Consider the following 15015-nt stretch of genomic DNA (forward strand, 5'->3'; position numbering starts at 1 on the left):
TCATCCGAATCTCATTCGAGATCGGCCAGCAGGTCGTGCAGTACCGCCTCCTCCTCCACGCGCACACCCGCCTCCTGCAACGCGTCCGGCAAGGCGGGGTCCCACGGGGCATCGGCCCTGGCCCCGGAGAGGGGCGGGCCGGCGGGCCGGATGTGCAGGGCGGCGCGATAGTCGGCCGCGGTGTAGCGCCACGGGGTCCAGGGGACCCGTCGCAGCAGGGCGGCGGCGATCCGCAGGCCGCCCCAGTCGAAGTCGCCGTGGTAGCGGAAGCGGCTGCCGTGCGTGTGGAGATGGCTCAGGAGGGCGAGGGCGGCGGCGGACGGCTGGCCCTGGAGGCAGACCAGCGGCGCGCACCGGGTGCCGTACGTGTCGGCGGCCGCGGCGAGCACGGCCGGGTTCTCACAGATCCGGACTGACGGCGGCGCCGAGCGGGGCGGGTGCCGGGTCAGCTGCCGCAAGGTGAGGACGGCGGGCTCGCCCGCGTCGGCCATCCAGTCCAGGGCCGGCGTGCCCCGCACGTTCAGAGCGAGCACGGTCGAGGACAGCTCGTCCCTCAGCAATCCCACCGATGCCCACGCCTCGCGCCGCCCCTGCGCGCCACCCGCGTCGGAGGCCCCGGTCAGCGCTCGGACCCCGGAAAGGGTGAGGGTGCAGAGCGGAGTCCCGTCGTCCAGGGCGTGGGCGCTGCCCAGGAGCCGGGAGGCGAACGCGGGGAGCGACACCGCCGGCTCCACCGGAACGGCTCTCACGACAGTGGCCACCTGGCCGAGCAGGTCGGCCGCTGCGGTGGGTGTGCCGACGAGGCGTCGTACGAGACCGTCGCTGCGGAGCCGTTCGGCCCAGGGTCTGAGGGCGGGGACCTCGTCAGCCAAGACTTCGAGCGGAGCGTACGCCTGGGCCCAGGCCCGCTGCTCCTCGGCGCGCGCCCGGCCGAGGACGGTGACCGGGCCAGTGAGCGCCACCACGGCGGCGGCCAGTCCCGCCGGGCTGACGCCTGAGCGGCGCAGCAGGTCGTCCACCGCTTCGAGGCGTACGGACAGGGACCGCCCGCCACCCGGAGCTCGCCCCAACAGCCTTTCCGCCGCCATCCGTTGGTCCGCCGTGGGCGCGCTCAGCGCTACCGGTCCCGTGAGCGGTTGCCCGCGCTCCAGGCGTCGGCGCGCACGGTCGACCAGCCAGCTGAGGCCGGGTGCGCCGAGGAGTCTGCGCAGCCGTACGTCATCGATCGTCGACGCAGTCCCGGGGGTCACTTCCACTGAGGTTCCGACGCCTCGGTGCGGGGTGCGGGCACCGCACCATCGGGCACCGCCGGGTCCGCACCGCGCCGCCTTCGGGTGCCGTCCCACTCCCACCGGGTGACGAGCACCGCCGCGACCTCGTCGATCCGCGACAGCTGGGCGATGGCGATGCCGGGCACCTGCGGGTAACAGGCCCACTCGCGCTCGCTCGTCATCACGACGTCGAGGTCGAAGGCGTGCAGCAGGCCCAGGCACTTGGCGCGGGAGTCGTCGTCCACTCCGGCGAACGCCTCGTCCAGGGTGACCAGGCGCGGTGCGTACGAGCTGCCCGCACTCGCGTAGTGGGAGGACGCGGCGGCGAACAGCGGCACCGACACAGCCAGCACCCGCTCACCTCCGGAGGCGGGTCCCGTGGCCGGGATCCAGCGGCCCTGCTGGTGCCGCTCGACGCCGAACTCGTGCCAGGTCCGGTAGTCGAGTGCGGCGGAGAGGTGGTCCAGCCAGCTGCCCGAGGCGTCGTCGGTGTGCTGGCGGGCGATCTGCTCCTGGAGGAACTCGCCCACGGCCGCGCGGTCCTCGGCGGTCCAGACATCGGCCGACCGGCGCAGCCGCTCCCTGGCCGGGGCGAGCCCGGCGGGGGCCTTGCGGGATGCCCGCCACACCAGCCTCAGCCGCATGCCGGTGGAGGTCGGCCGCTCCTCCAGTTCGACGTTCATGTCCCGCACCTGCCGCTCGGCCGCGCCGATCAGCTCCTGGAGCGTCCCCGCGACCTCCGTGACCAGGTGGGTCTCCAGGATCTCCCGCTCCCGTGCGGACAGGATGCGGGACAGTTCGCCGACCTCGACGGCCAGTGCCGCGGCCAGGTCCGGTACGGCCCGTTCGCGGCCCTGATACGTGATGTCGATGACCATGCCGTCCTCCACCATCCGGGCGGACGCCCGGTGTCCGTGCCGGGACAGGGTGTCCTGGAGGGTCTTGAACTCCTCGCTGAGCCGGCGCTGGACCCGTTCCCAGGCGCTGTCGGAGTCGTCGGTGGAGGACAGTTCCGCGTCGATGGCGCGGGCCAGCGTGATCGCAGGGGTCGCGGCCCACGCTCCGGCTTCGCCTATGGGTACCTCGATGTCGGGCACCGCCACAGTCATGAGTCCGGTGGCGGTGAACCGCTGAAGTGCAGCAATGGCCTCCGTACGCGCCTCGGCCGCCTCCGCCAGCCCTTCGTGCAGCTGCTCGATACGGCCTTCGGCCCTGCTTGCGGCCCGATCGGCTTCGGCGTGACGCCGGTGGGCGGCCTGCTGCTCGCTCTCGCAGGTGCGCGACGCCTCCGCGGTCCGCGCCAACATGCGCTGAAGCTCGTCGACGGCGGCGCCCACCGTGGAACGCAAGGTAGTGAAGCGTTCGTCGGCCGCTGCCGCCTCGTTCTCCGCCTCCTTCGCGCGCTCCGTGAGCTCCGCGGCACGCTCGGCGGCCTGCTCGGCCTCGGTACGCTCCTCGGCGACCTGGCCGTCGGCCTCATTGCGCTCGCGCAGGGCGGGCCAGAGGGCTGCCAGCACCTCCGCGAGCGCGCCAAGTGCGTCACGTACCGCCGTCAGCCCGTCCTCGTCGGACGGCATCCTCAAGTCCTCTGCGGTCCGGGCGAGTTCCTCCGCCGCCGCCTCGCTCCGCCCGGTCGCCTCCAGAAGGGCGGCGGCTCGCTCCTCCTGCCGTTCACCGGTCCGGCGCAGGGATTCCGCGGCAGCGGCTACGCGGGCGTGCGCGCGGGTGAGGGCCATCTCGTCCGGTACGTCCGCCACCTCCGCGTCCAGCACCTCGCGGCGGGCGGCCACCGCGCCGGCCAGTTCCGCGAGCGTCGACAACTCACCTTGGAGAACGACGAGTTCACCGTGGATCGTCTCGAGACGGGCCCGCCTGGCCGCCTCCCGCGCACCCTCGCCGATGTACGCGGCGGTGGCCTTGGCCCACCGGCCGGTCAGCGCGCCGACCCGGAAGCGGCCGTCGACCGCGGCCCAGCTGGCAGCTTCATCCTCCGGCCCCGCTTCCCCACCGGCGCCGATCGCGGCAAGCACCCGGGCCACGGTCGCCTCGCCCACAGCCGCGGCCCCCGCGTCCCCGTGGTCAACGGCCGGGCGCAGCAGGTGCGCGAGCGACGGGCCCCGCACCGGAGCGCCTGCCGGGGCAAGCAGCACCTCGTGGCTGTCCGCGGTGAGAACCGTGCCGCTGGGCAGCACCCAGGCGTCGAGCATCCCGGACGCCTCCAAGGCGGCCTCAAGACCGGCCTGTTCCGCTGCGGAGAGCCCGTTCTCGAAGTCCACGAGCCGCCACAGCGGGGCGCCCGTCAGACGCCCGCGCAGGCCGGGGGTGCGGGTGTGCGGCAGTTGCGGCGGACGTCGCCCGCCGGCCTCCAGCGCGGCGAGTTCCTGCCGCAGCCCGTCGGCCCGCTCGGTGAGTTCGGCCTGCCGACGGTCGGCGGCGGCGGCCTGCTCGGCCAGCCGAGCGGATGCGGCGCTGTGGGCGCGCGCGGCCTCGGCCCGTGCCGGGTACGGGCCGTGGAGACGGCCCACCCATTCCTGGAGTTCGTCCAACAGGCCGGGCTCGTCCGCGTAGGCGAGCTCGGTCCAGCCACGGGCGCGGGTGCGAACCTCGTCCAGCAGCGCCCGGCCCGCGCGCACCGCGTCCTCCTCTGCCCGGCCGAGCTCCTCAGCGGCCGAGGACCGGTCCGCATCGGCTTCGTCCAGCCGGACGGCGTGCGTGCGCCGTTCCTCCGAGGTGCGGGCTGCGGTCCGGGCGATGTCCGTCACATGGGCGAGCGCACGGCGACCCCGTTCCACGGACTCCTCGACGGCGCTGCGCAGTTCGCTCGGGGCGCGTCCGTCGTCCGGCAGGTCGTCCGCCGGGAGGACGACCCGGGCGGTCGCCGCGGCCTCGGCCGCCTGCCTGCAGGTGTTCCGGGCGTGCCCGTCGGCGGCCCGCAGCCGGTTCTCGGCGGCGCCGAGCCGCTTGAGGCCCTTGTCGTGCAGCCGCGCTGCCTGGTACCGGTCGCTGTCCGCGCGCTCGGCCGCACGCGCCGTGCGCTCCACCTCGTGGTGTGCCTGCTCCAGATTTCTGGCGCTGCGCATCTCGGGGCTCTCCCGCAAGGCCGCGTCCTGGGCGCGAAGCCGGTTCTGCTGCTCCTCCAGCGTTGCGATGAGCCCGGCTGCCGCCTGTCGTTCCTCCTCGGCCCCAGCCTGCTGTGCCAGTGCCTCGGCGAGGTCGCGTTGGCGTTGCTCGTAGCGGGAGTGCTCGGCGCGTGGCAGCCGGGCGCGGCGGCGGGTGGCGACGCGTGCGTAGCGCCGGTAGTGCTCCAGGAAGCCGGCGGCAGCGCGCTCCGCGGCGGAGGCCGCCGCCAGTTCGGACTTCTCCTCGTCGAGTGACCGGAACGCCTCGGCCACGTCGGCGATCACGGCCTGGTCCACCGGTGGCAGCGCCTCGGTGAGGGCGCGGGACAGGGCTGCCTCGTTGGGACGCTTGGACAGCTGGGGCTGGCGCAGCTGGACGAGCAGGTCGACCAGGGCGCCATACCGCTGCTCGCCGAGCCCGAAGAGGGCCTCGTCCACGGCTCTGCGGTAGGTCTTGGCCTGGTCGTACACCATGCCGTGGCCAGAGACGGCTTCGACGAGACGGTCCCTGGTCAGAGCCGTGCCGGTGGCGTCGACCAGGCTGAGGAAGCCCTCCACGGGTGTGCCGGATCCGTGCTGGACGCGCAGGTCGGTGACCGCGTACCAGTGCCGGGCGATCCCTCGTCCGCTCACCGCCTTCAGCCCGCAGAGCAGCGTACGGAAGTGGCTCTTCCCGGTGCTCGCGTCGTGTCTGCCGAACTCGATCCAGGTGTAGCCGAGGCGCTCGGTGTGCGGGTGCTCGCCGCCGAGGAGGAGGTTCCACTCCATCCGCTTCCCGGGGTCCCCGTCCGGCTCCACCCTTCGCGGGCTCAGGTCGCCGTCGAGGAGGAAGGGCAGGGTGAGGGCGAGCACCTTGGACTTGCCGGTGCCGTTGTTGCCGCGCAGCAGCAGTCGCCCGTCGCGGAAGTGGAACTCCTCCACGTCGTAGTGGAAGAGGTCGACGAGCCCGATACGCAGGGGCTGCCAGCGGGTGCGGAGGGGTTCGGGGAGCGGGGTGGTCACGCCTGACCGGCCTTTCGCTGTGCCGGCGTGCTCGCGCTGCCGGGTGTGCCTGCGGGTGGTGTTCCTGGTTCGAGGACGACGGCTTCACCGACCGCGTATCGGGCCAGCGCGGGGCGGGGTTCGGCTCCGTCGGCGGTCCGGGAGACCAGGCCGAGGGCGGCGAGCCGGGCGACGGCCTGCTCGACGAGTTCGGCCTCCGTGCCCGGTTCCCGCGCGGCCTTGGACCAGAACGTGCCGTGTACGAGGGCGAGTTCCCGCACCCGCTGGGCGAGCTGGTGCGTGGTGACGGGCCCGGCCGCCCGCGCCAGGTACTCGGCGAGCAGCAGGGTGATGTGGCCATGGGTGCCCTGGTCGGGCATCCGTACGTCGGTCAGGTCGTCGTCGGGGTCGACCATGGCGATGCCTTCGGCCCGGATCTCCGGGACCAGACCGGTCAGTTCGGCGACCCGGGCCGTGAGGAACCCCCGCTGCCTCGTGAGGTAGCCGAGTTCGGCGTCGCTCAGCTCGTCGTAGTAGACCACCGGGTCGTCCAGGAGTCGGCGGGTGAGTGCGTGCCGCATCGCACGGAAGCGGAGCTCCTCGCTGTCGAGGGCGGTTTCGGCGACGAGCTGCGCCAGCCGGTCGGCGGTGGCCTCGGCCTGCACGGTGGAGGGCCCACGCCGTGTGGCGAGGAGCCCCGCCAGTACCCGGCGTTCGACGTCGTAGAGCACGTCGCCCGCCCCGTTCACGTACGCGTCCTCGTCCCCGGCGACCCGGCGCAGCACGCCGAGACCGAGCAGGAGCCGCACGACGGCCGCGAGGTCGAGGCGCTCGTCCCTGCGGTCGAGGGTGAAGTGGATGCCCGACGCGACCAGCCCGGGGTCGGTGGCATCGAGGACGACCTGGTCGGCGAGACGGCCGAGGGCGATCTGGGACTCGCCGCGCTCCAGGGCTGCCAGGGCCAGACAGAGCAGGACATAGCGGCGACGGGTGAAGGGGGCTGCGGCGCGGGTCGCCTCGCGTGCGGGATGCGTGGAGTCGTGGAGCACGCCGGGGATCTTGCGCAGCCGGGCGGTCCCGGCGTCCACGTGGAGTGGCCACCCGGTGTTGCGGTCGAACCACTCGCGCAGTTCGGCCGCGTGCCGTCGCACGAGCCGGAACTCGTCGGCGTGCTTGCCGTGGGCGAGCAGGAGCGGCTGTTTGAGCAGGGCGCGGACCGCCTTGCGGAGCTCCGCGGCACGCTGTCCTTCGAGCACTTCGGCCGGGGCCGGTGGCGTGGTCATCGTCCGCTTCCTCCGTGCAACGACCTGTCGTCGTCGGTCAGATCGACGATCGCGATGAGGTGATCGGGCCCGTGGAACGTCCCCGACGGCGTACGGATCTCAGCCGGCGGCCCCTCCGCCAGAGCGCTCAGCCTGATCTCCATCGAGCCGTCGTTGCTGGTGGCCACGGTGTGCCGCATGCCGGGGCGCCAGGTGGCCAGTGCGTCGCCGAGCAGTTGGAGGAAGAGGCCGAAGGAGACCGGGTCGAGCTCGCCGAGTTCGGACAGTCTGACCGCTCCGTCGGTGACGAGGCGGTCCCGGGCAGCGGCGGTCTCGGCCACCTGCTTGGCCGCCACCTCGGCGAGGTGACGACGCCGCTCCTGGCGGTCCTCGACCTTGCGGGGCTTGCCCCGCCGCTCGTAACTTCCGGTGCGGCGCAGCTGAGGGCTGATCCGCAACGGTTCGGCGGCGGCCCAGGGAGTCGCTGCGGGCACCGGTACGGCAAGCCGGGCGGCCAGGGTGTCCGCGTCGGCCGTGAGGTGCCGGGCGGGGTGGAGTCCGAAGGCCGCCCGCCACAGCTGGTGCCGCGACGCGTCGTCGGGGGCCTCGGCGAACCAACGGGCGAGGGTGCGGAAGTCGGCGGACCGGTCCGACCGGCCTGCCCGGCGCTCCCCCAGCACCCGGACGACGGCCAGCATCTGCGGAATGGCCCCCAGCGCACGGCCACGCAGCAATCTGGCCTGCGACTCGCGGCCGTCCCGGCTGAGGAACCACACCGCGAGCCCGTCCCAGCGCCCGGCCCAGTGGGCGTATGCCTTCTGCGCGGCAGGCTCCGCGTCCTCGGGCGCGGCGTCGGCCGCCTCCCGTCCCGCGGCGGCCCTCAGCAGGACCTGGATCCGGCCCGAGTCCTCCAGCTCCAGGATGAGCTGGGCGATGCGTCCGCCCAGGGTGATCAGGTCCTGGATGAAGCGCTCCAGATACTGGATGAGGCGGTCCTTGTACGCGAGGAAGACCGCCTCCTCCACCTCGTGCAGGTCGATGGTGCGCTGCAACGAACTCATGAACGCGCGCGCGTTGTCGGCGAGAGCGGAGAACCGGCTCGCGAGCGCGTCGAACGCGAGGTACGTCTTGCCGGGGTCCGGCTGCTCGTCGGCGGTGAGCACGAGAAGGGCCCGCAGCTGCATGACGATGTCGTGCAGAGCGATGGCCTGAAGGGCGCCCCGCCGCCCGAGCGCCTCGTCGTAGGCGGCCAGGGCTTCCTCGGCCGCCTCCCCGGCCCGGGTCAGCTGGTAGATGAAGCGTTTGCGGTAGAAGTCCTCGACGGCGCTGACCCGTCCGGTGTCGGGGTCGGCCCGCAGATTCCCCCACTCGACCAGCTTGTCCAGTGCCTTGACGACCGCGTCGAGCTCGCCCGGCCGGACCTCCCCGGGCAGTGCGGCGTACACGTCCTCGGGACGCAGATGCACGGCGAAGTGTTCCTTGGCCATGACGAACGCCCGCATCACCTGCCGGTAGAGGGCGGTGTTCTGCACCGTGAGGTGGGCGAAGGGGCTGAACCCGTCCGGCCCGGGGCCTGGAGCGGTGGTGCTGGTCATCACTCGTTATTGTGCCGTGGCGGCGGTGCTCCTGGACAGGAACCAGAGTGATTGTCCGGTTGACGCCGATATGCGGGGCGACGTAACCGTCTCCAGGCACGAGGTCATCCCCTCCCGGTCAAAGAAGCCGACCATGAGGATGCTCATCCCCAGTGATCCTCCTTGTAGCGCAGGAGGTCATCACCGTGGAGTTGTTTCGTGGCATTGCCGACCCGGACCCAGAAGTCGGTGGCGCCGTTGCCGCCCTTGGCGGGCTTGGCGAACACCGGCATACCTGCCGCGGCGACACTGATCTGACAGACGAAGTTGCCGGCGATTTCAGGGAAGCCGACGCGGACGGTGGTGGCTGTCGGGGTCGACAAGCTGCTGTCGATGAGTTGGCGCACGAAGAGCTCGTATCCGTCGACGCTGGCCTGCGACTCCAGAGTGGTGAGGTCGTTCTCGATACCGAGGACGGTCCCGTCGTCGGCGACTCCGATATACAGGTTTCCGCCCTCGCCGTTCAGGAAGCCGCAGACGGCCTTGACGATGTTGTGCCGCAGAGACTTGTCGGCCTGCCGGGTGTGCACGTTCCAGCGCGCGCTGGCCTTGAACTCGGTGCCCTGGGATTCGCCGGCGGCGATCATGTCGGCCGGGGTGGTCGGGACGTATGCAGGGCGTTCCCCTCTGAGGGTTTCGAACGCTTCCCGCACAACCTTGGCGATCAGCTGGCGCCGCCGTTCCAGGAAGGTGAAATAGTCGAGCTGTTCCCAGCCGACCGGGAGCGCGTGCCACCGTACCTGCCGCTCGAGCACCTTCGGGTCCATAGCGTCCGTGATTCTCGGCCAGTAGTCATGTGGTGCGTCGCTGTTGGACAGCTCGTCCGTCGGCCACGTCACATACGCCATGTTCGCGATGGCATTGACTTGGCGTCGGTCGGTAATACCCAGTCCGGCGAGCACCTTGCCGTGGAACAGATTGTCCCGGCCGACGGCCTTGACGGGTTTGACTGAGGGATCCAGCAGATCACGGATCCGTTGGTCGCCGAGAAGCATTTCGGCGTCGAGGATGTCGAGCGCAGCCTGGTAGGCGAACAGCACCGGTGAACGCGACGAGGACGTGTCCAACCGGTTCGGCAGAGAGATGTCCCAGTAGTCGCCGGTGAAGTTCGCTGCGATGATCCGGTCGAGTTCCGCAGCGAAGGCTCGGCCGTCACCTGGCGGCAGACTGCCGATGCGCCCCAGGTCGGACTCCATCTGCGACTCCGGCGAGTTGGAGTACCGGCCGGTGGTGTGCGCCATGAAGAACCACCGTCCGATCAGGGGACGGAGTTCATCGGCCGTCAGCCCGAAATCGTGGCGTCCAATCAGCCAGATCGTGTAGCTGTACAGCAGGGCGTTGTCCGAGGTGATCATCTTGCGGCTGCGGAAGCCGGCCATCCTGACGCACTGGAAGAACTCGTGCCAGCTGGTCAGATCCAGGACCTTCGTGTGTGCTTGGGCGAGCCGATCGAACTGCTCCTGCCGTCGCGCGGCGGTGACCTTTCCGGTTCCGAGGTCCTTTCCCCGCAGGACGCTGTAGACGTGCTGCAGCCGGGCGCGCCGGAAGGCGAAAGCGACCGCTACGCGCAGCAGTTGGTCCGGACTCGGGTCCAGAAAGGCGTTCCGAGGGCTCGGATCGGGGAGCCCTGAGATCACCGCGCCGCGGCTGAACTCTTCGAGCTGACGGCGCCCCTCCTCCCAATGCACTGACATCAGAGTGAGGATGAAGTCGGACTGATTGAGCTTCACGCCTTCGGAGTTGATGCGCACGAAGATGTCGGCGACCTGCTCCTCGTCGGCCGAAGCACCCAGCTCCACAACCTGGAAGAGAAAATCGTGCAGGTCCCGGACCCCATCTATGCGTTCTTCGAGCTCATCTTTGGCAGCCTCCGACAACGGCTGTCCGTCGGCCTCTTCGAGCCGTTGAAAGAAGCGACGGACGGTGGGCTTGTAACCGCCTTGGGCCCAGAGCGCGGTGATGTCCGGAATGAAGTGGGCATCACGCTCGATCGCTGCGTCAGCGACCTCGAATGTCTGGTCCTCCGGGTGGAACGCGATGCGAACGTTGATCTCGTCGAATGACTTGGTGACGATCTTGCGCCCGGTGAGGACGGCGAACAGGGCGGTGAGCCGCTGCTGCCCGTCGACGACCAACAGCTGCGGTGCTCGATCACTCACTTCCGTTCCGATCTGCCGCGTCCCCACCTCAGCGCCGGTCTCCCAGAACATCAGAGTGCCGATCGGGTAGCCCCGATACATCGAGTCGAAGAGATCGCGGGTCTTCGCCGCGGACCAGACGAACGGGCGTTGAATGTCGGGGAGCCCGATACGGCCGCCTTCGATGTTCTCGATCAGGTGCCGGAGCGTGTAACCGGTGTCGCGATACAGAGTGGATGGCACAGCCGAGGGCTCCAAACGTCCGAGGATAACTGGTCGGTGGAAGTAGTACGAGCGTGGGCACAGCATCAGGTTTCTACCACGTGGACAGACCGCGCCACAGGACCAATGGCGCTGGCCGCAAGGAGGAATGCACCGCCGCGTGGCCCAACTGAGGGTTGTCCCGCCCAAGTCCGCAATGCCCCGGGCCAGGCCTCGGGGCCGACCATCCGGTCAACGGAATACCACACCTGCTGGCCCGGACGGGCCGGCTGAAAGCACGACCTCGGATCGGCGCCACGCTCTGCCGCTTGGACTGGCTCGCACTGGGCTCAAGGAAGCCGGGAACCTGTACAGGCAGCTCGCGCCGCCGCCGGGTTCCTTGCCCTCCGTGCCGAGGGCCCGGCCCGCACAGCCCCAGCCGGAGAGGTCCGTGGGGTTGAGACCCCGATTCGAGCGTCATACGAGCGTCAAGAATCTCCGAACGGGACTTGAAGGCGTGGCCGACGCGAGCGACTCCCTGATGAATTCGCAGTTCAGGAGGCTTCGCGGGTCGAGCCGGGCACTCGACCCGCGCCACGGAGGGAAACAGGTCGACTATCTCACCCAAATCACAAAACCGCAGGTCAGTCGTCCTTCTTCACCGGCTCCAGGATCGCCACGCACTCCACATGATGCGTCATCGGAAACAGATCGAACGCCCGCAGCACCCGCACCCGGTACCCGCCCTCCCGGAAGTAAGCCAGGTCCCGGGCCAGCGCCGCCGGGTCGCACGCGACGTAGGCGATGCGGCGGGCGCCCAGGGATGTCAGGTGTTTGACCGTCTGCTTACCCGCGCCCGCCCGGGGCGGGTCAAGGACGATCAGGTCGGTCTCCGTGATGCCCGTGCGGGGCAGGGCCGCCTCGACCTTGCCGTGCTCGATGCGGACCCTCGGCAGTTCCTTCAGGTTGTGCCTGGCGTCCTCGCACGCGCGCTTCGAGGACTCGATACCGAGCACCGCGCCCTGCTCGCCGACCCGTTCCGCGATGGCGCCCGCGAACAGGCCGACGCCGCAGTACAGGTCGAGCGCCGTGTCGCCCTTGCGGGGCATCAGGCCCTGCATCACTGCCTTCAGCAGGGTGTCGGCCGCCTGCGGGTGGACCTGCCAGAAGCCGCCCATGCCGACGCGGTACGTGCGCCCGTCGGCCCGTTCGCGTACGAAGGGGCGGCCGTGGACGCGGTGCACTCCCCCGTCGTGCTCCTCGACGCGCAGCACGGAGACCGGCTTGTCGAGCTCGACCAGGGGCAGCCGGCCGCCCGGCTTCGGGGTGAGGACGACCTGGCGGTCGCTGGAGCCGGTGGCCGCGATGGCCTCGACGGACGCCAGCTGCGGCCACTCGCGCTTCTCGATGCCCAGCTCCGTGACGCCCGGCGCCGCGATCATGCAGTGGTCGATCGGCTCGACCTCGTGCGAGCGGTGCTTGCGCAGGCCCGCCCTGCCCTGGTCGTCCACCGTGTACTGGACCCGGGTGCGCCACGCGGGCACCTCGCCCGCCGGCAGTTTGTCACCGGCCGCGGGCATCACGGTGCCGTCCCAGCCCGCTTCCTCCGGGGTCAGGCCCGCCAGCCGCTGGAGCTGCTCGGCGATCACTTCGCCCTTGAGCCTGCGCTGTGCGCCCGGCTTGGCGTGCTGCCAGTCGCAGCCGCCGCACCGGCCGGGGCCGGCGAAGGGGCACGGGGCCTCGACCCGGTCCTTGGACGCCTCGATGATCCGGACGGCGTCGGCCCGCAGGAAGCGTGAGCTCTCCTCGCCGTCGGTCACGCGGGCGATGACCTTCTCACCGGGCAGGGTGTGCCGTACGAAGAGGACACGGCCCTCCTCGTTGCGGGCGATGCAGTGGCCGCCGTGCGCGACGGGGCCGACCTCGACCTCGTACTCCTCCCCGACCAGCGATGACGTGGGTTCTGTCTGCATGGCGGGGGGACTCCAGAAGGTCAAAAGGGAACAGCCGGACAACGACCCACCAGTCTACGTGGGTGCTGCCCGGCTGTTCACCAGCCGGATACCGCGGCGCCGTGCCGCCGCGCTACCCGGGTGCCGCGGTATCGCGAAATCGCTGACAGGCCGGCGGTGATCCGCTCAGCTCTTGCCCTTCGTGTCCTTCGTACCCTTGGCCCCCTTGGCGCTCTTCCCACCGGCAGCGCCCACGGCCTCCTCGGACCGCCTGGCCACCGGGCCCCGGCGCACCGCACCCGGCGCGTTCCAGTCCGCCCGCTTCTTCGCCCGCTTCTTCGCGAGTTCCGAGGACTCCAGCTGGTACGGGACCGAGGTGACCATGACACCGGGGGTGAAGAGCAGCCGCCCCTTCAGGCGCAGGGCGCTCTGGTTGTGCAGGACATGCTCGTACCAGTGCCCCACCACGTACTCGGGGATATAGATGGAGACCACGTCCCGCGGGCTCTCGCGCCGCAAGCCCCGTACGTACTCGATGATCGGCCGGGTGATCTCGCGATAAGGGGAGTCCAGGATCTTCAGCGGCACATTGATGCCGCGCCGCTCCCAGTCCTCCTTGAGCGCCTTCGTCTCGGCCGGGTCCACGCCGATGGAGAGCGCCTCCAGGTGGTCGGAGCGCATCAGCTTCGCGTAGCCGAGCGCGCGCAGCGTCGGCTTGTGGAGCTTGGAGACCAGCACGATCGAGTGGACGCGCGACGGGCGCAGGCTGTCATCGGACGGCTCGTCCGGTGCCGCGATCTCTTCGGCCACCCGGTCGTAGTGCTTGCGGATGGCGGTCATGGTCCCGAAGAAGATCACCATGCCGAGCAGAGCGACCCAGGCGCCGTGAGTGAACTTCGTGGCCAGGACGACGACCAGCACCAGACCGGTGAAGAAGGCGCCGAAGGCATTGATCGCACGCGAACGGACCATGTGGCGGCGCTTGTTCGGGTCCTTCTCCGTCGCCAGGTGGCGGTTCCAGTGCCGGACCATGCCGGTCTGGCTGAGGGTGAAGGAGACGAACACGCCGACGATGTACAGCTGGATCAGCCGTGTCGAGTCGGCGCCGTAGATCACCACGAGCAGCACGGCCGCGCCCGCCAGCAGCACGATGCCGTTGGAGAAGGCCAGCCGGTCGCCGCGGGTGTGCAGCTGGCGCGGCAGGTAGCGGTCCTGGGCGAGGATCGAGCCGAGCAGCGGGAAGCCGTTGTACGCGGTGTTGGCGGCCAGGAAGAGGACCAGCGCGGTCGCAGCGGCGAGAACCACGAAGAAGAAGGTGCCGTTGCCGAACACGGCGGCGGCCACCTGCGAGATCACCGGGTCCTGGTTGTAGCCGGACCCCAGCGGGACACCGTGGTTGAGCAGATCGGTGGCGGGGTTGGACGCCATCCGCACCTTGGTGGCCATGGCGAGGCCGATGATCCCGCAGAACATCGTGACGGCCAGGATGCCCATCAGCGCCAGCGTGGACGCGGCGTTCTTGCTCTTCGGCTTGCGGAATGCCGGTACGCCGTTGCTGATCGCCTCGACACCGGTGAGCGCCGCACAGCCGGAGGAGAAGGCCCGCAGCAGCAGGAAGACCATGGCGAAACCGCCGAGGCCGCTCCGCTCGGCGTGAATCGTGAAGTCCGCGGTCGGGGCCTTCATGGTGTCGCCGAGCACGAAACCCCGGAAGGCGCCCCACGCGATCATGATGAAGACACCGGCGACGAAGACGTACGTCGGAATAGCGAAAAGCTTCCCCGATTCCTTCACACCGCGCAGGTTCATCAGGGTCAGCAGCACGATCGTGCCGACGGCGCAGAGCACCTTGTGCTCGACGACGAAGGGGATCGCCGAGCCGAGGTTCTCGACTCCGGAGGAGATCGACACCGCGACGGTGAGGACGTAGTCGACGAGCAGGGCACTGGCCACGGTGAGCCCGGCCTTCGGCCCGAGGTTGGTGGTGGCGACCTCGTAGTCACCGCCGCCGCTCGGGTAGGCGTGCACGTTCTGCCGGTAGGACGCCACCACGGTGAACATCAGCACCACAACGGCAGCCGCGATCCACGGGCTGAAGTGGTAGGACGACACCCCCGCCACGGAGAGGACGAGCAGCACTTCTCCCGGGGCGTACGCCACCGAGGACAGGGGGTCGGAGGCGAAGACGGGAAGCGCGATGCGTTTGGGGAGAAGGGTCTCGCCCAGCTTGTCGCTGCGCAGCGCCCGGCCGATCAGGATGCGTTTGGGCACGTCGGTCAGTTTGGACACGGTGAGGATCGTAAGCGTTCGATATAGGGGTCGCGCACCCCCACCCCCTCATCACCACGGACTCGTCACGAAGGAACTTCCCCGTCCTTGTCAGAGGCTTTCCGCACAGGGCTCCCCACCCCGCACCGCGCGTGTGTAGCTTTGCCGCTTGTCTGAGAGTCTTTATTC

Annotated in this window: 7 protein-coding genes; all 7 read right to left on the reverse strand. The window is 70.4% G+C overall.

The features are described 5' to 3' along the window. Positions 1–11: 11 nt before the first annotated feature. On the reverse strand, positions 12–1250 hold the full coding sequence (locus tag OG210_RS03945; protein ID WP_371534998.1) for a TIGR02679 family protein: 1239 nt from the start codon (positions 1248–1250) through the stop codon (positions 12–14). Beyond that, on the reverse strand, positions 1247–5392 hold the full coding sequence (locus tag OG210_RS03950) for a TIGR02680 family protein (protein WP_371534999.1): 4146 nt from the start codon (positions 5390–5392) through the stop codon (positions 1247–1249). The genes OG210_RS03945 and OG210_RS03950 overlap by 4 nt, the downstream gene beginning before the upstream one ends. Further along, positions 5389–6654 (reverse strand): TIGR02678 family protein, encoded by a 1266-nt coding sequence (locus OG210_RS03955; RefSeq protein ID WP_371535000.1) that lies wholly within the window; start codon positions 6652–6654, stop codon positions 5389–5391. Before OG210_RS03955 ends, OG210_RS03950 begins: the two co-directional genes overlap by 4 nt. Next, positions 6651–8228: a TIGR02677 family protein gene (locus tag OG210_RS03960; RefSeq protein ID WP_371535001.1), complete on the reverse strand. Its 1578-nt coding sequence runs from the start codon at positions 8226–8228 to the stop codon at positions 6651–6653. The genes OG210_RS03955 and OG210_RS03960 overlap by 4 nt, the downstream gene beginning before the upstream one ends. A 143-nt stretch (positions 8229–8371) precedes the next feature. Then, the gene (locus OG210_RS03965; protein ID WP_371535002.1) at positions 8372–10648 is read right to left on the reverse strand and encodes a DUF262 domain-containing protein; all 2277 of its coding nucleotides are present in this window, start codon (positions 10646–10648) and stop codon (positions 8372–8374) included. Positions 10649–11250: 602 nt separating this feature from the next. Continuing rightward, on the reverse strand, positions 11251–12579 hold the full coding sequence (locus OG210_RS03970; protein ID WP_371535003.1) for a class I SAM-dependent RNA methyltransferase: 1329 nt from the start codon (positions 12577–12579) through the stop codon (positions 11251–11253). Between the two features lie 165 nt (positions 12580–12744). Beyond that, positions 12745–14847: an APC family permease gene (locus tag OG210_RS03975; RefSeq protein ID WP_371535004.1), complete on the reverse strand. Its 2103-nt coding sequence runs from the start codon at positions 14845–14847 to the stop codon at positions 12745–12747. Positions 14848–15015: the final 168 nt, after the last annotated feature.

The organism is Streptomyces sp. NBC_00466 (assembly GCF_041433995.1).
Lineage (GTDB): Bacteria > Actinomycetota > Actinomycetes > Streptomycetales > Streptomycetaceae > Streptomyces.

Coding starts and splice junctions, on each gene's coding strand:
- OG210_RS03955 (WP_371535000.1), bottom strand. CDS start 6,654: ATGACCACGCCACCGGCCCCGGCCGAAGTGCTCGAAGGACAGCGTGCC.
- OG210_RS03960 (WP_371535001.1), bottom strand. CDS start 8,228: ATGACCAGCACCACCGCTCCAGGCCCCGGGCCGGACGGGTTCAGCCCC.
- OG210_RS03970 (WP_371535003.1), bottom strand. CDS start 12,579: ATGCAGACAGAACCCACGTCATCGCTGGTCGGGGAGGAGTACGAGGTC.